Annotated in this window: 15 protein-coding genes and 1 other RNA gene; 5 read left to right on the top strand and 11 right to left on the bottom strand. The window is 61.3% G+C overall.

Features of this window, described 5'->3' with window-relative positions; translation table 11 throughout:
• Positions 1-72 precede the first annotated feature (72 nt).
• From gcvP to J9788_RS22080, 7 genes are all read right to left on the bottom strand, one after another.
• On the bottom strand, positions 73-2,952 hold the full coding sequence (gcvP, locus tag J9788_RS22110; RefSeq protein WP_015378983.1) for an aminomethyl-transferring glycine dehydrogenase: 2,880 nt from the start codon (positions 2,950-2,952) through the stop codon (positions 73-75).
• A gap of 92 nt (positions 2,953-3,044) precedes the next feature.
• Positions 3,045-3,431 carry a glycine cleavage system protein GcvH gene (gene gcvH / locus J9788_RS22105; protein ID WP_025304150.1) on the bottom strand — a complete coding sequence of 129 codons (387 nt, stop codon included), beginning with the start codon at positions 3,429-3,431 and terminating at the stop codon, positions 3,045-3,047.
• A gap of 46 nt (positions 3,432-3,477) precedes the next feature.
• Positions 3,478-4,575: a glycine cleavage system aminomethyltransferase GcvT gene (gene gcvT / locus J9788_RS22100; protein WP_004931631.1), complete on the bottom strand. Its 1,098-nt coding sequence runs from the start codon at positions 4,573-4,575 to the stop codon at positions 3,478-3,480.
• Between the two features lie 506 nt (positions 4,576-5,081).
• The gene (gene ubiI, locus J9788_RS22095; protein ID WP_182265339.1) at positions 5,082-6,284 is read right to left on the bottom strand and encodes an FAD-dependent 2-octaprenylphenol hydroxylase; all 1,203 of its coding nucleotides are present in this window, start codon (positions 6,282-6,284) and stop codon (positions 5,082-5,084) included.
• A 78-nt stretch (positions 6,285-6,362) separates the two neighbouring features.
• A complete protein-coding gene (ubiH, locus tag J9788_RS22090) occupies positions 6,363-7,541 on the bottom strand; it encodes a 2-octaprenyl-6-methoxyphenyl hydroxylase (protein ID WP_182265340.1) in 1,179 nt (392 codons plus the stop codon).
• A 1-nt stretch (position 7,542) separates the two neighbouring features.
• Entirely contained in the window at positions 7,543-8,859 is a 1,317-nt protein-coding gene (pepP, locus tag J9788_RS22085; RefSeq protein ID WP_049240090.1) for a Xaa-Pro aminopeptidase, read from the bottom strand.
• A 55-nt stretch (positions 8,860-8,914) separates the two neighbouring features.
• Positions 8,915-9,493, bottom strand: coding sequence for a YecA family protein (locus tag J9788_RS22080; RefSeq protein ID WP_046898981.1), 579 nt, complete (start codon positions 9,491-9,493; stop codon positions 8,915-8,917).
• 319 nt (positions 9,494-9,812) lie between these two features.
• Between J9788_RS22080 and zapA the strand changes: the two genes are divergently transcribed.
• From zapA to J9788_RS22065, 3 genes are all read left to right on the top strand, one after another.
• Positions 9,813-10,142 (top strand): cell division protein ZapA, encoded by a 330-nt coding sequence (zapA, locus tag J9788_RS22075; RefSeq protein ID WP_004931621.1) that lies wholly within the window; start codon positions 9,813-9,815, stop codon positions 10,140-10,142.
• Between the two features lie 41 nt (positions 10,143-10,183).
• A non-coding RNA gene (gene ssrS, locus J9788_RS22070) (6S RNA) lies at positions 10,184-10,366 on the top strand.
• A 51-nt stretch (positions 10,367-10,417) separates the two neighbouring features.
• Positions 10,418-11,026, top strand: a complete 609-nt coding sequence (locus J9788_RS22065) for a 5-formyltetrahydrofolate cyclo-ligase (RefSeq protein WP_046898980.1) — start codon at positions 10,418-10,420, stop codon at positions 11,024-11,026.
• Positions 11,027-11,074: 48 nt separating this feature from the next.
• Here J9788_RS22065 and serA read toward each other — a convergent pair whose 3' ends face one another.
• Both serA and rpiA read right to left on the bottom strand, forming a co-directional pair.
• On the bottom strand, positions 11,075-12,313 hold the full coding sequence (serA, locus tag J9788_RS22060) for a phosphoglycerate dehydrogenase (RefSeq protein WP_046898979.1): 1,239 nt from the start codon (positions 12,311-12,313) through the stop codon (positions 11,075-11,077).
• Positions 12,314-12,605: 292 nt separating this feature from the next.
• Positions 12,606-13,262 carry a ribose-5-phosphate isomerase RpiA gene (rpiA, locus tag J9788_RS22055; protein WP_025304157.1) on the bottom strand — a complete coding sequence of 219 codons (657 nt, stop codon included), beginning with the start codon at positions 13,260-13,262 and terminating at the stop codon, positions 12,606-12,608.
• A gap of 204 nt (positions 13,263-13,466) precedes the next feature.
• Between rpiA and J9788_RS22050 the strand changes: the two genes are divergently transcribed.
• A complete protein-coding gene (locus tag J9788_RS22050) occupies positions 13,467-14,360 on the top strand; it encodes a LysR family transcriptional regulator ArgP (protein WP_004931613.1) in 894 nt (297 codons plus the stop codon).
• Positions 14,361-14,408: 48 nt separating this feature from the next.
• Here the strand turns inward: J9788_RS22050 and J9788_RS22045 are convergent, their stop codons facing one another.
• Both J9788_RS22045 and argO read right to left on the bottom strand, forming a co-directional pair.
• The gene (locus J9788_RS22045) at positions 14,409-15,140 is read right to left on the bottom strand and encodes an oxidative stress defense protein (RefSeq protein ID WP_031300626.1); all 732 of its coding nucleotides are present in this window, start codon (positions 15,138-15,140) and stop codon (positions 14,409-14,411) included.
• A 121-nt stretch (positions 15,141-15,261) separates the two neighbouring features.
• Entirely contained in the window at positions 15,262-15,879 is a 618-nt protein-coding gene (gene argO / locus J9788_RS22040; protein ID WP_004931603.1) for an arginine exporter ArgO, read from the bottom strand.
• A gap of 212 nt (positions 15,880-16,091) precedes the next feature.
• On the opposite strand from argO, the gene J9788_RS22035 reads away from it, so the two are divergent.
• Positions 16,092-16,790, top strand: a complete 699-nt coding sequence (locus J9788_RS22035; protein WP_182265341.1) for an RluA family pseudouridine synthase — start codon at positions 16,092-16,094, stop codon at positions 16,788-16,790.

Here is a 16,790-nt window from a genome sequence, read left to right as displayed (position 1 = left end):
ATAGGCCGCGATAAAATAAAAAGGGACACCGCATGATGCGGTGTCCCCCGAACACAAACTTTGCCGAACGTGTTATTCGTAATCGCTCATCGGCACGCAAGAGCAGAACAGGTTACGGTCGCCGTACACGTCGTCCAGACGCTTAACGCTCGGCCAGTACTTGTTCTCGCGTACGCCGGCCACCGGGAACACCGCCAGCTCGCGGCTGTACGGATGCTGCCAGTCGTTGACCAGCTCCGCCTGCACGTGCGGCGCATTCACCAGCGGGTTGTCTTCCAGCGGCCATTCGCCCTTGGCGACGCGGTCGATTTCGCTGCGGATCGCCAGCATCGCATCGATAAAGCGATCCAGCTCCACCTTGCTTTCCGACTCGGTCGGCTCGACCATCAGCGTGCCCGCCACCGGGAACGACATGGTCGGGGCGTGGAAACCGAAGTCGATCAGGCGCTTGGCGATGTCCATTTCGCTGATGCCGGTCTCTTCCTTCAGCGGACGAATATCGAGGATACATTCGTGCGCCACGCGGTGATCGCGGCCGGTATACAGAATCGGGTACGCGTCTTTCAGACGGGTGGCGATGTAGTTGGCGTTCAGTATCGCCATCTGGCTGGCCTGCTTCAGGCCCTCCGCGCCCATCATGCGAATATACATCCAGCTGATAGGCAGGATGGAGGCGCTGCCGAACGGCGCCGCGGAGACCGCGCCCTGCTGGGTGGTCACGCCGTCGATCTGCACCACGCTGTGGCCCGGCACGAACGGCGCCAGGTGCGCTTTCACGCCGATCGGGCCCATGCCCGGGCCGCCGCCGCCGTGCGGGATGCAGAAGGTCTTATGCAGGTTGAGGTGCGAAACGTCCGCGCCGATGTAGCCTGGCGTGGTGATGCCCACCTGGGCGTTCATGTTGGCGCCGTCCAGATATACCTGGCCGCCGAACTGATGCACGATCTGGCACACTTCGCGGATGGTTTCTTCATACACGCCGTGGGTCGACGGGTAGGTCACCATGATGCAAGAGAGTTCTTCGCCCGCCTGCTCCGCCTTGACGCGCAGATCGTGCAGGTCGATGTTGCCGTTCTTGTCGCAGGCCACCACCACCACGCTCATGCCTGCCATCTGGGCGGAAGCCGGGTTGGTGCCGTGTGCCGAGCTCGGGATCAGACAGACGTGGCGGCCCGCTTCATTGCGGCTTTCGTGGTAGCGACGGATCGCCAGCAGGCCGGCGTATTCGCCCTGCGCGCCGGAGTTCGGCTGCATGCACACCGCGTCATAGCCGGTCAGCTGCACCAGCCACTGAGACAGTTGACCGATCATCTGCTGGTAACCGGCCGCCTGCTCCGGCGGGCAGAACGGATGCAACTCTGAGAATTCAGGCCAGGTGATCGGGATCATTTCCGCCGCGGCGTTCAATTTCATGGTGCAGGAACCCAGCGGGATCATCGCCTGGTTCAGCGCCAGATCCTTGCGCTCCAGACGATGCATGTAGCGCATCATCTCGGTTTCGCTGTGATAGCGGTTGAATACCGGGTGGGTCAGGATCGGATCCTGGCGCAGCATGGCGGCCGGGATCGATTGGCTGTTTTTGCTCACCGCCGCGTCCAACGCGTCGATGTCCAGACCGTGATTGTCGCCGGCCAGCAGTGCGAACAGCGTTTGCACGTCTTCACGCGAGGTGGCTTCATCCAGCGTGATGCCCACGGCGCCGTGGATGTCGGTACGCAGGTTGATGCCGAAGCTCAGCGCGCGCTCCAGCACCGCCGCCTTGTCCTTCACTTCGACGGTCAGGGTGTCGAACCAGGTGTGGTGACGCAGCGTCAGGCCGGCCTTCTGCAGCCCGGCGGCCAAAATGTCGGTCAGGCGATGGATGCGCCCGGCGATGCGCTGCAGGCCTTGCGGGCCGTGATACACCGCATACAGGCTGGCGATGTTGGCCAGCAGCACCTGCGAGGTACAGATATTCGAGTTGGCTTTCTCGCGGCGGATATGTTGCTCGCGAGTCTGCATCGCCATGCGCAGCGCGGTGTTGCCGGCGGCATCGCGGGAAACGCCGATGATGCGGCCCGGCATCGAGCGCTTGAACTCGTCGCGGCAGGCGAAGAAGGCGGCGTGCGGGCCGCCGTAGCCCATCGGCACGCCGAAGCGTTGCGCGGAGCCGAACACCACGTCGGCGCCCTGCTTGCCCGGCGCGGTCAGCAGCACCAGGGCCATGATGTCGGCGGCCACGCTGGTGATGATTTTGCGCGATTTCAGTTCGGCCAGCAGCGCGCTGTAGTCGTGCAGTTCACCGGTGGTGCCCACCTGCTGCAGCAGCACGCCGAACACGCCGTCCAGCTCCAGCACTTTTTCCGCTTTATCGACGATGACGTCGAAGCCGAAGGTTTCGGCGCGGGTGCGTACCACGTCCAGCGTTTGCGGATGCACGTCGTCAGCCACGAAGAAACGGTTGGCGTCTTTCAGCTTGCTGGCGCGTTTGGCCAACGCCATCGCCTCGGCGGCGGCGGTCGCTTCATCCAGCAGCGAAGCGGAGGCCAGATCCAGACCGGTCAGATCGAGAGTCACGGTCTGGAAGTTCAGCAGCGCTTCCAGACGGCCCTGCGACACTTCCGGCTGATAGGGGGTGTAAGCGGTGTACCAGCCCGGATTTTCCAGCATGTTGCGCAGGATCACCGGCGGCGTCAGCACGGCGCTGTAGCCCATGCCGATATAGGATTTGTAGCGCTGATTCTGGGAGGCGATCGCCTTCAGCTCAGCCAACGCCTGATGTTCGGTCGCCGCGTCGCCAACCGGCGGCGGCCCCGGCAGCTGAATGTCCGCCGGCACGATCTGTTGGATCAGCGCGCTGAGCGAGCGAGCGCCCACCGCTGCCAGCAACTCCTGGCGTTGTTCCGCAGAAGAGCCGATGTGGCGTTCAATGAACGCTTCGCTGTGTTCGAGTTGGCTGAGTGTCTGAGTCATTGCTACAAATTCCTGAATGCTTGCGTGATACGGGATATAGCTTGAACGGTAACTAAAACGCCCCGGCCGAAAGGCCTGGGGCGTGGGCACGATTACTCGTCGATCGAGGCCTGATAAGCCGCGGCGTCCAGCAGGTTCGCCAGCTCGCCTTCGTCGGAGGCTTTAATCTGGAACAGGAAGCCGTCACCGTAAGGTTCGCTGTTCACCAGCTCCGGGGAGCTTTCCAGCTCGCCGTTCACCGCCACGATTTCGCCGCTGATTGGCGCGTAAATGTCCGATGCCGCCTTGACGGATTCCGCCACGGCGCAATCTTCACCGGCGGCGACGCTGCGGCCCACTTCCGGCAGATCGACAAACACCATATCGCCCAGCAGTTCCTGCGCATGTTCGGTGATGCCTACGGTGTAAACGCCGTTACCTTCTGCACGAACCCACTCGTGGGAGGATGCGTATTTCAATTCTGTTGGCACATTGCTCATCGCCGGTTACTCCTTCGAAGAAATAAAAGAATCAATCAATAAAAAATCAATTTGTCAGCGGCTTGCCGGCGCGAACGAAACCGGGCTTGGTCACTTTAACCGGCATTTCACGGTTGCGGATCTGCACGATAGCCTGCTCGCCGATGCCTGCCGGCACGCGCGCCAGCGCGATGCTGAAGCCCAGCGTCGGAGAGAACGAGCCGCTGGTGATCACGCCTTCGTGGGTTTGCCCCGCCGCGTCGGTGAAACGCACCGGTAGCTCATTACGTAATACGCCTTTTTCCGTCATGATCAAGCCGACCAGTTGCTCGGTGCCCTGCTCGCGCTGTTGTTCCAGCGCTTCGCGGCCGATGAAACGGCGATCTTCCGGCTGCCAGGCGATGGTCCAGCCCATGTTGGCGGCCAGCGGCGAAACGCCTTCATCCATCTCTTGCCCGTAGAGGTTCATGCCCGCTTCCAGGCGCAGGGTGTCGCGCGCGCCCAGACCGGCCGGCTTGACGCCCGCGGCCAGCAATTTTTGCCAGAAATCCGCCGCCTGCTCTTTCGGCAGCGCGATCTCATAGCCGGCCTCGCCGGTGTAACCGGTGGTGGCGATGAACAGCTCGCCGGCCTGCACGCCGAAGAATGGCTTCATGCCTTCGACCGCGCTTTTTTGCTCCGGGGTGAACAGGGTGCCGGCGCGCTCTTTGGCCTGCGGGCCCTGCACCGCGATCAGCGCCAGATCGTCGCGCACCGTCAGCGCGACGCCATACGGCGCGGCGTGCTCTTCGATCCAGGCCAGGTCTTTGTCGCGGGTGGCGGAGTTCACCACCAGGCGGAAATAGTCTTCAGTGAGGAAATAAACGATCAGGTCGTCGATCACGCCGCCGGAGGCATTCAGCATGCCGGTGTACAGCGCTTTGCCGGGTTGGGTCAGTTTGGCGACGTCGTTCGCCAGCAGGTAGCGCAGGAACTCGCGGGTGCGGGCGCCGTGCAGATCCACAATGGTCATGTGAGACACGTCGAACATGCCGGCATCCTGACGCACCGCGTGGTGCTCATCGAGCTGCGAGCCGTAGTGCAGCGGCATCATCCAGCCGTGAAAGTCTACCATGCGCGCACCGCACGCCACGTGCTGGTCGTACAGTGGGGTTTGCTTTGCCATCTTTTCCCTCTTTCCACTCGTCGCTAGAAGTTAGGGTGCTGCCACGCAATGCGGCGGAGCCTGGCTCGCGGCCCGATCGCCATGGCGCACTGACTGCTCAACACAAATGCTGCGCCGGGACGGGCGGAAACTGCGTGCAACCGCCGTGACGCAAACGATACCTTTCCCTCGAACTTATCACCGAACGACCACATTAACCATAAGTTAAAATAGGCTCATCGCCGTTCCGGGGCGGTAAAACGCCGGGCTAGTGTGCAGAGTTTTTCACTGGAAAAATGCGCCTTAAGGCACAAAATTAACAATTAAAGCGGCAAAACACCGAACTTATATAACAAACCTATGGCCTCACATGGGATCCGGACTTTTGATAACCGAACATGGAATTAGAAAAAGTAATGATAAAAAGCGGCTGAAATTAGATTATTTCAAATGAAGGGTTATATAAGGAAAAGCGATGGAATAAGGCGAGAAGCGCGAGCCCGATGCGGGCCCGCAGAAGGAAGGGATCAGGCAAGCCACTCGGGCAGATCGTTCAGGCCCATCGCCTGACGCACCAGCTTCGGTTTGACGCCCGGCAGGCTGTCCGCCAGCCGCAGGCCCACGTCGCGCAGCAGCTTTTTGGCCGGGTGATTACCGTCGAACAGTTCGCGGAAACCCTGCATGCTGGCCAGCATTACCGCCGCGCCATGTTTGCGGCGGCGTTCATAACGGCGCAGATAGAGGTGCTGGCCGATATCCTTGCCCTGCCGCTGCAGGCGGCGCAGTTCGGAAATCAGCTCGGCGGCGTCCATAAAGCCCAGGTTCACCCCCTGCCCGGCCAGCGGATGCACGGTATGCGCCGCATCGCCTACCAGCGCCAGGCGGTGCGCGGCGAAGCTGCGCGCATAGCGGCCGGTCAACGGGAACGCCAGCCGTTCGCTTTCCAGGCTGCAGGCGCCCAAACGCATATCGAAGGCCATCGCCAGTTCGCGATTGAATTGTTCCGGCTCCAGCTGCTTGAGGCGTTCGGCCTCTTCCGGCGCGACCGACCAGACGATGGAGCTCAAATGCGGATCGCTGAACGGCAGGAACGCCAGAATGCCGTCGCCGTGGAAAATTTGCCGCGCCGTCGCCTGATGCGGCTCTTCGGTGCGAATGGTGGCCACCAGCGCGTGGTGGCGATAGTCCCAGAAGGTCAGCGGGATATCGGCGTGCTGACGCAGCCACGACTGGGCGCCGTCGGCACCAATCACCAACCGGGCGGTCAGCATGCGGCCGTCCTCCAGCGTGACGAAGGCGTCGTTCTCGCCCCACGCCACCTGCTTGAGCGCGGCCGGGGTAATCAGCGTAATGTCCGACAGGCTTTCGGCGCGCTTCCACAGCGCCTGCTGGATCACCGCGTTTTCGATGATGTGGCCGAGATGGCTGAAGCCGCACTCGTCGCCGCGGAAGGCGATTTTGCCGAAGCTGTCGCGATCCCACACTTCCATCGCGTTATAGGCGCTGGCGCGCAGCTGGAGAATGTCGTCCCACACGCCGATGTGCTGCAGCAAACGCTCGCTGGCGGCATTGATGGCGGAGACGCGCAGAGCCGGCTGTTCCGACGGCGGCGCCATCTCCGGCTGGCGCTGCTCCAGCACCGCCACGCGCAGCCCGCTGCCCTGCAGGCCGCAGGCCAACGCCAGCCCCACCATACCGCCACCGGCGATAATCACGTCAAATGATTGCATGCTGCTCGATTTCCTTAAATAACGCGCGACGCCTTGCCGCGCCGCGCTTTGGGCGCGTTAAAGCGCCCGACCATGTCTCTAACGTTCCACCCAGCCCAGCGTACGCTTGGCGAAGGCATCGCGTATCGCCGGCAAACGTTCCATCGCCATCAGCGCCAGATTGCGGCCGATCACCAGCGGGCCATAACGGTTGGCGAACAGATGAATCAACCCGTCGGTCACGCCGATCGTCGCCCGCTGATCGTTTTGCCGCCGCTGCTGATAACGGCTCAGCAGTGCGTAACCGCCGGCGTCTTCGCCGCTGTCTGCCGCTTCCGCCAGCGTTTCCGCCAGCGACATCACGTCGCGCAGGCCAAGGTTGAACCCCTGCCCGGCGATAGGATGCAGCGTTTGCGCCGCGTTGCCCACCAGCGCCAGCCGGTGGCTGACATGGCGATCGGCGGTCAGCAGACCGAGTGGGTAACTGTGCCGTTTACCGGCTTTGAGAATGCGCCCCAGCCGCCAGCCGAAGGCTTGTTGCAGCTCGGCGATAAACCGCGCGTCGTCCCAGGCATCCACCTGATCGCGATCTTCGCGCGCATGGCACCATACCAGTGAACTGCGCCCCTGCGACATCGGCAACAGCGCCAGCGGCCCATAGCGGGTAAAGCGCTCAAAGGCGCGCCCCTGCGGATCTTCCGCCGTGGTGACGTTGGCGATGGTGGCGAACTGCGGATAGTCCTCCTGCCGCCACTGCATATTGCAGGCTTGCGCCAGCGCAGAGCGCGAGCCGTCGGCCGCCACCAGCAATTGCCCGCGCAGACGCTGGCCGTTGTCCAGCAGCACTTCCGCCCGCTCTGCGGTGCGAATCACGTCCACCACCCGCGCCGGGCAGTGCAGCGTAACGCCGGGCGCCTTGGCCAGCAGCGCGAACAGCCGCTGCCCGGCGTCGTGCAGTTCGATCACCTGGCCGAGCGCATCGACCTGATAATCTTGCGCCTGCAGATTCACAAACCCGGCGTGGCCGCGATCGCTGACGTGCACCTGAGTGATCGGTGTAGCGCAATCGCGCAGCGCCGGCCAAACGCCGATGCGCGCCAGCTGTTGGCAGGTGCCCTGCGCCAGCGCGATGGCGCGAGCGTCAAAGCCCGGGTGGCTGCGGTCGTCCGGCCGGGTCGCCTCGACCAGATCCACCGCCATTCTTCCCTGAGTGAGCGACGAAATGGCCAGCGCCAACGTCGCGCCCGCCATCCCGCCGCCAACGATAATAACGCTCATGCTACGACCTTGCCGCCGCCATCAAGGCCTCGATGGCATCGGCGTCTTTCACCACGGTGGCGGTCAGGTTTTCATTGCCGTCGGCAGTGATCACGATGTCGTCCTCGATGCGGATACCGATGCCGCGGTACTCCGCCGGTACGTCCGCATCCGGCGCGATGTACAGCCCCGGCTCCACGGTCAGCACCATGCCCGGCTCCAGCAGCCGATCGCGGCTCGGCGTGCCATAGTGGCCGACGTCGTGCACGTCGAGACCCAGCCAGTGGCTCAGCCCGTGCATAAAGAACTGACGGTGGGCCTGCTCGGCGATCAACTGGTCGACTTCACCTTTCAATACGCCCAGCTCCACCAGCCCGACCACCATGATGCGCACCACTTCGTCATTGACTTCGCGGATGCTGGTACCGGGTTTGAACAGTTCCAAAGCGCGCTGCAGCGACGCCAGCACAATGTCATACACCGCGCGCTGCGGCCGGCTGAACTTGCCGTTGACCGGGAAGGTGCGGGTGATGTCGCCGGCGTACCCCTGGTACTCGCAGCCCGCGTCGATCAACACCAGATCGCCGTCGCGCATCTGGCTCTCGTTCTCGGTGTAGTGCAGGATACAGCCGTTTTCGCCGCTGCCGACGATGGTGTTGTAAGACGGGTAACGGGCGCCGAGGCGGGTGAACTCATGATGAATTTCCGCTTCCAGCTGGTATTCGAACATGCCCGGACGGCATTTTTCCATCGCGCGGGTGTGCGCCAACGCGCTGATCTCGCCGGCGCGGCGCATCACCGCCAGCTCTTCCGGCGACTTGAACAGCCGCATGTCGTGCAGCCACGGCCGCCAGTCGGTGACGGTGGCCGGCGCCTGCAGGTTCTGGCGGAATCCCTTGCGCAGCTTGTCCAGCGCGCCGAACAGGATCTGATCGGCATAGGCGTATTCGCCCTGCGCGTGGTAAACCACGTCCAGGCCATTCAGCAACAGGTGCAGCTGGTCATTGATTTCATCGAACGGCAGCGCGCGATCCACGCCCAGCTTCGCCGGCGCGGCGTCTTGCCCCAGACGGCGGCCAAACCAGATTTCCGCCGTCAGGTCGCGCACCCGGTTGAACAACACGCTGTGGTTGTGCGTTTCATCGCTTTTGATCAGCACCAGCACCGCTTCCGGCTCATTGAAGCCGGTCAGGTACCAAAAATCGCTGTTCTGCCGGTAGGGATAGTCTGAATCTGCACTGCGCGTCGTTTCCGGCGCAGAGAAAATAACCGCCGCGCTGGCCGGCGCCATTTTCGCCAACAGCGCCTGGCGGCGGTTGTTGAATTCCTGCTGAGTCATTACCTTCTCCTGAAATCATGCCGTCCGCACCGCCGGCGGAAGGGCGATAGAACGTTTAGTGCAGCGTCGGTTTGATATTTTCCGGCGCCGTCGGTTTCTGACGGGTGAATTCGCCGTGGCACATGATGGCGGCGACCCGCACATACTCCGCCACTTCTTCCAACGACTGTTCCAATTCTTCCTGATCTTCGTCTTCGTCGTAGCCCAGCTGCGCGATGTTGCGCAGATCGTCAATCGCTTCACCGACTTCGTCTTTCACCTGAGCCAGCTTCGGTTGCATCATGCCCAGACCGAGCAGGAAGTGGTTGACCCAACCGGCCAGCGCATCGGCGCGATCGAACACGCTGACGATCTCCCCTTCAGGCAGCATCAGTTGGAACAGGAATTCGTCATCTTCCAGCGTGTCACGCGTCGCTTCATACAGCTGCTGCAACGGTTGGCTGAGCGCCTGCGGGAAGGCGACGCCTTCGTTGGTCAGATCGTGCACCAGCGCCTGCCAGCCGGCATCACGGCTGCCGCCGCACAGCAAGCCGCTGATCAGGCCGTGCATTTCTGCCGCGGTCAGCGCCACCGACTGCTGGTTGAGGGCCACGGTCAAAGATTGGTAACTTGGAAATGTATTCTGTATAGACATGCGCATTCGTCATCGTTGGCAGGATAAGTTCGTGTTATGCTACCACCAAGGTCCGTCGCTATACCAGATAAGCGCGACACCTCAGTGGCTAGTTATAATCGCGATGTGGCAGGTTTCACACTGCGCCGGCGGGTGACGAAAGTGCGGTAAATACGCATTTTGAAACCCTTTTTTGACTGGCAATGTCCGCCACAGTAGATTACAACCAGGTACTGAAAAAGGGGTTGTATCTTGGTACCGAGGTATATATAGTGGCGCCCGCTTTGACGGCCCGGCCCGGGCGGACAAGGCTGGCGCGAAATTTAGGCAGGAAGGTGGCATGTCTGCACAACCGGTAGATATTCAAATTTTTGGCCGCTCGTTAAGAGTCAATTGCCCGCCAGAACAACAAGATGCGTTGAATATGGCGGCGGACGATCTTAACCAACGGTTGCAAGATCTTAAAGTTCGCACTAGAGTCTCCAATACTGAGCAACTGGTTTTCATCGCGGCATTGAACGTCTGTCACGAACTTGCTCAAGAACGGTTGAAAACCCGTGACTATGCGTCCAATATGGAACAACGCATACGGATGCTGCAGCAGACCATTGAACAAGCGCTGCTTGAACAAGGTCGCATCTCTGAACGTCAGGATGCACAATTCGAATAACTTAAGTTGTTGAAAGCCAAGTTTTCGGCAACGAGTACAAAATTTCTCTGAGATGTTCGCCAGCGGGCCAGTCCCCTGAGCCGATATTTAGTACAAACAGAATGTGTTGCTCCGCGATCGGTGAGCACGCTCGGTGCGCCGAGAAGCCTTAAGATTGCGACGGCACGTTCACCTTGAACCATGGGTTCAAGGGTTACAGCCTGCGACGGCATCTCGGAGATTCCCCTTCTCAGCGGTTTTGTGTGCTGAACGCCACACTGAGCAAGCCTGATACGATGCCTTTTCAACCCCAATTCGCGCAGCAGCGCCAAGCCATTCGTCAACTCATTCGCCAACGTCGGCGCGAGCTTACGCCCGAGCAGCAACGCTTTGCCGCAGAAAAGATAACCGAACGTCTCGTCGCGCACAGCCGTATTCAAGCGGCGCACAGCATCGCGGTCTTCCTGTCGTTTGACGGCGAACTCGATACCGGGCCGCTGATCGAGCGTTTGTGGACGCTCGGTAAACGGGTTTACCTGCCGGTGCTGCATCCGTTCAGCCCGGGACACCTGTTGTTCCTGCGCTATGCGCCGGAAACGCCGCTGGTGCGCAATCGCTTCAATATTCTCGAGCCGCGTCTCGATGTGCGCCAGGTGTTGCCGCTGGGTGAACTGGAGGTGGTGCTGACGCCGCTGGTGGCATTCGATCATACCGGACAGCGTCTGGGCATGGGCGGCGGCTTTTACGATCGCACCCTGCAAAACTGGCGCAGCGGCGGCCCCTATCCCATCGGCCTGGCCCATGATTGCCAACAGGTGGAGCACCTGCCGACCGAGCACTGGGATATCCCGCTGCCGGAAATCCTCACCCCGCTCTGCAGCTGGGCGTGGCGGGAGCCCAAATAGCAAAAGGCCGGATCGCTCCGGCCTTTTTCATTGCGGCGAGCCGCCGAATCAGAACAGCAGACGAGCGCGAATGGTGCCGTCGATGGCCTTCATGCGCTGCAGCGCAGCATCGGCGCGCGCGGTTTCCGCTTCGATGTCGATCACCACATAGCCGATTTCCGGCCCGGTTTGCAGATACTGCGCGGCGATGTTAACCCCCTCTTCGGCGAAGATCTGGTTAATCTGCGTCAGCACGCCCGGACGGTTTTCATGGATGTGCAGCAGACGGCTGGCGTTCGGACCATGCGCCGGCAACGACACTTCCGGGAAGTTGACCGCCGACAGGGTCGAACCGTTATCGGAATATTTCGCCAGCTTGCCGGCCACTTCGTCGCCGATGTTCTCCTGCGCTTCCTGCGTGGAACCGCCGATGTGCGGCGTCAGCAGCACGTTATCGAACTCACACAGCGGCGAGTTGAACGGATCGCTGTTGGTCGCCGGCTCTTCCGGGAAGACGTCGATCGCCGCGCCCGCCAGGTGATTGCTGGTCAGCGCGTCGCACAGCGCGGGGATATCCACCACGGTGCCGCGCGAGGCGTTGATCAGAATAGCGCCCGGTTTCATCAGCGCCAGCTCTTCCGCCCCCATCATGTTCTTGGTCGCCAGCGTTTCCGGCACGTGCAGCGTCACCACGTCGCTCATATTGAGCAGATCGGACAGATGACGCACCTGTTGTGCATTGCCCAGCGGCAGCTTGTTCTCGATATCGTAGAAGAACACCTTCATGCCCAGCCCTTCGGCCAGAATGCCCAGCTGGGTGCCGATATGGCCGTAGCCGATGATGCCCAGTTTTTTGCCGCGCGCTTCATAGGAGCCCACGGCCAGTTTGTGCCACACGCCGCGGTGCGCCTTGGCGTTGGCGGCCGGAATGCCGCGCAGCATCAACAGCAGCTCGCCCAGCACCATTTCGGCCACGGATCGGGTATTGGAGAACGGGGCGTTGAAGACCGGAATGCCGCGTTTGGTCGCCGCTTTCAGGTCAACCTGGTTGGTGCCGATACAGAAGCAGCCCACCGCCACCAGTTTTTCTGCGGCGGCGAACACCTCTTCGGTCAGATGCGTGCGCGATCGGATGCCGACGAAGTGCGCATCGCGGATGGAGGCCTTCAGCGATTCGGTGTCTAACGCACCCTTGTGGTATTCGATGTTGGTATAACCGGCGGCACGCAAATTATCGACCGTGCTCTGATGAACCCCTTCCACCAACAGGAATTTAATCCTGTCTTTCTCCAATGATACTTTTGCCATTTACCCGACCCTATGTTCAGACTTCAGAAGCGGCTGTGACGACACAGCTCCCATCCAACATAACAAAAATAACGCGGGCGGCAATACAAACGATTGCCTGCCCGGCAGGACAAGGCGCAGCGTTGATGGCGGTTTACGGCAGAAAATGCCATAGGGAAAGTTTTCGGCAGAAGCTTTGGGGAGTCAGTTTTCACAATGTGACATAAGTCACCAAATTTGCCGTTTTTCAGAAAAGATATTTTAACCGAAGAATTATGCGGCCCGGCACTGCCGGGCCACAGGCCGCAGAGGCTTATTTGACCACTTTCACGCCTTCCGGGGTGCCGACCAGCGCCACGTCCGCGCCGCGGTTGGCGAACAGCCCCACGGTCACCACGCCGGCGATGCCGTTGATCTTGTTCTCCAGCGCGATGGCGTCGGTGATGCTCAGGTTATGCACGTCCAGGATCACGTTGCCGTTGTCGGTCACCACGTTCTGGCGATACTCCGGCAGGCCGCCCAGTTTCACCAGCTCGCGCGCCACATAGGAGCGGGCCATCGGGATCACTTCCACCGGTAGCGGGAATTTGCCCAGCACGTCCACCTGCTTGCTGGCGTCGACGATGCAGATGAATTTCTTGGCGATGGCGGCGATGATCTTCTCGCGCGTCAGCGCCGCGCCGCCGCCTTTGATCATCTGCATATGACCGTTGATTTCGTCCGCGCCGTCCACGTAGATATCGAGCGAGTCCACTTCGTTGCTGTCGAACACATGGATGCCGAGGCTTTTCAGCTTGGCGGTGGAGGCGTCGGAGCTGGACACCGCGCCTTCAATCTGGTGCTTGATGGAGCCCAGCGCGTCAATAAAGTGGGCAGCGGTAGAGCCGGTGCCAACCCCGACAATGGTGCCCGGCGTTACGTATTCCAGCGCCGCCCAGCCTACCGCTTTTTTCAGTTCATCCTGCGTCATAATATGTCCCTTGCCTCTGTACGAAAACGTGTGCGTATTATAGGGTAAAACGCTGTTTTTCACGCCGGCAGGATCACACTTATTTACCGCAGCCCGCATTTTTACCCGCTTGGCGGCGAGTTGGTGGCGTGATTTTTCCACCTGCGCCGCGCGCAAAATGTGGCATAGTGCCGGTATCATTCTAATTTAAGGGATATCTTTCCGATGAAACGCCCAGACTATCGTACGCTGCAAGCGCTGGACGCGGTGATCCGTGAGCGCGGCTTCGAGCGCGCCGCGCAAAAACTCTGTATCACGCAATCGGCGGTATCCCAACGCATCAAACAGCTGGAAAACCTGTTCGGCCAACCGCTGCTGGTCCGCACCGTGCCGCCGCGCCCGACCGAACAGGGGCAAAAGCTGCTGGCGTTGCTGCATCAGGTAGAGCTGCTGGAAGAAGAGTGGCTGGGCAACGATACCGGCGTCGATACGCCGCTGCTGCTGTCGCTGGCGGTCAACGCCGACAGTCTGGCGACCTGGCTGCTGCCGGCGCTGAAACCGGTGCTGGCGGACTCCCCCATTCGTCTGAATCTGCAGGTGGAAGATGAAACCCGCACCCAGGAGCGGCTGCGCCGCGGCGAGGTGGTGGGCGCGGTGAGTATTCAGCCACAGCCGCTGCCGAGCTGCCTGGTGGACCGGCTGGGGGCGCTGGACTACCTGTTCGTGGCCTCCAGCGGCTTCGCCGAGCGCTATTTCCCGAACGGCGTCACCCGCTCCGCGCTGTTGAAAGCGCCGGCGGTGGCCTTCGATCATCTCGACGACATGCACCAGGCATTCCTGCAGCAGAACTTCGATCTGTCGCCGGGCAGCGTGCCCTGCCACATCGTGAACTCATCGGAAGCCTTCGTGCAGCTGGCCCGTCAGGGCACCACCTGCTGTATGATCCCGCATCTGCAGATCGAAAAAGAGCTGGCATCCGGCGAACTGATCGATCTGACGCCGGGGCTGTACCAGCGCCGTATGCTGTACTGGCACCGCTTCGCGCCGGAGAGCCGCATGATGCGTAAAGTGACCGACGCGTTGCTGGAGCACGGTCACCAGGTGCTGCGCCAGGATTAAAACGAAAAAAGGTTCGCCGCAGCGAACCTTTTCTTCATGGCAACATCTTTACTGCGCGGCGTTGCGCTGCAGTTCGAACACCACATCCACCTGATCGTCGAAGTGAATGCTTTGCTGTTCATAGGTTTGCGCCGCGTCGTTTTCCGCCGCCGCGCCGGCCGCTTTATACATCCGCGCCACCGGCATCGGCTGGTAGTTGGCGACCCGGTAGCGAATGCTGTACACCGGCCCCAACTTGGCGTGGAAGCCCTTGGCCAGGGATTCGGCCTGCTGAGTCGCGTTCTCGATCGCTTTTTGCCGCGCCTGTTCGCGATACACGTCCGGCTTGGCGACGCCCAGCTCCACCGCGCGGATCTCGTTCAGGCCGGATTTCAACGCGCCGTCCAGCAGCTCGTTCAGCTTGTCCAACTGGCGCAACGTCACCTGCACCTGACGCACCGCACGGTAACCCTTCAGCACCGACTCGCCGGTTTTCAGGTAGTCGTATTCCGGCTGGGTGCGCAGGTTGGCGGCGCTGATGTCTTTCTTCTCGATGTTATTTTTCTGCAGGAAATCAAAGTACTGCGCCACGCGCTCATCCACCTGCTTCTTCGCCTGGGCGGCGTCTTTGGAGGAAACGCTCACTTCGATCGCCAGGGTGGCGATATCCGGCGTGGCGTCCACGCTGGCGGTGCCGGAGGTGACGACGTGCGGCCCTTCAGGCAATTCAGCCGCCTGCAGCGCCATCGGTAGCGTCCCTAATCCGACCATTGCGGCCATAGCCAATGCTTTTAGCTTCACAGTGTCTCCTTAATGACAGGCTGTCTCTGATCGCCGGCTTTTCCCTGCGAGAACCGCCGGATTCCTGGCATCAAACGTAGCATATCGCACGGCGTTTTGAATTCGGATTAGTGACAAATTCTTATAAATTTGCCCCCTGCCAGGCCAGCTGCAGCGCGATGCCCCACATCACCAGACCGACCAGCGCGTTGATGATGCGCTGCGCCCGCTGGGTGTTCAGCCACGGCGCCAGCCAGGAGGCCAGCAGCGCCAGGCCAAAGAACCACACCGCCGACGCGCTGACCGCGCCAAGCGCGAACCAGGAACGCACGTCCGCCGTCAGCTGTCCGCCCAGGCTGCCGAGCACCACGAACGTATCCAGATAGACGTGCGGATTCAGCCAGGTGACCGCCAGCATGGTGACCACGATGCGCCAGCGGCTCTGCGCCAGCTCCTGCGCCGCGGCCTGCGCCGGTTGCGGGCTGAAGGCGGAACGGAACGCGCCCCAGCCGTACCACAGCAGAAACGCCACCCCGCCCCAGGTGACTAGCGCCAGCAGCAGCGGCGAGCGGGTCAGCAACGCGCTGCCGCCGAAAATACCGGCGCAGATCAGCACGATATCGCTCAGCGCGCACAATGAGGCGATCATCAGATGATACTGACGGCGAATGCCCTGATTCATCACGAATACGTTCTGCGGGCCCAGCGGCAGGATCATGGCGGCGCTCAGGGCAAAGCCCTGCAGGAAGACGGCTAGCATGGGAAATTCCTCGAATGATAAAAGGCGCCGGACGAGGGCGCGTGTCGGTCAACACGCGCATCATACGAGGAAGCGATCATTAGGTGAAATTGATGTTTCTAATCAAGTATCAGAGATGCTAATACCCTGTGGGCGCCAGGCCAGCGCCGCCAGATTCGCTCATCGGCAGAAAATTCGCTATCATCCGCTCCTCCTCTGCAACCGGCCGCCCGATGTCTACGATTACCGATACCTTTATCGCTCCGCCCTGTCATGACCAGATAGAGATCCTCTATCAGGACGATCATCTGGCGCTGATCAATAAGCCGGCCGGGTTACTCAGCCTTTCGGGCAAGAATCCGCAAAATCTCGACTCGGTGCACTATCGGCTGGTGCAGATCTTCCCCGGCTGCACGCTGGCACACCGCCTGGATTTCGGCACGTCCGGGTTGATGGTGGTGGCCCGCAATAAGGCCGTCAACGCCGCGCTCTGCCGGCAGTTCAGCGAGCGCACCGTCGGTAAAGTCTACAGCGCGCTGCTTTGCGGCCATGTGGCGTATGACGAAGGGGTGATAGACGCGGCGATCGCCAAAGATCCGGCGCTGTTCCCGCTGATGTCGATTTGCGCCCTCCACGGCAAGCCCGCCCGCTCCCGCTATCGGGTCGTCGAGCGTTTTTATCGTCACGTGGAGGATGGGACATCGCTGCCGCTGACGCGGGTGCAGCTCACCCCGGAGACCGGGCGCACCCACCAGCTGCGTATTCACAGCTGGCAGTTGGGCCACCCCATTTTAGGCTGCGATCTGTATGGCGGGCGTCTGCTGCCGGGTGCCGAACAGACGCCGCGGCTGATGCTGCACGCCAGCGAACTGGACTTTGTGCACCCCATCAGCGGAGAGCGGATAACCGCTCGTCACGCCGCGCCGTTCTGA

This window comes from Serratia sp. X10 (assembly GCF_017811775.1).
GTDB classification, from domain to species: Bacteria; Pseudomonadota; Gammaproteobacteria; order Enterobacterales; family Enterobacteriaceae; genus Serratia; species Serratia ureilytica.
This window is presented reverse-complemented; position numbering and strand designations above follow the sequence as displayed.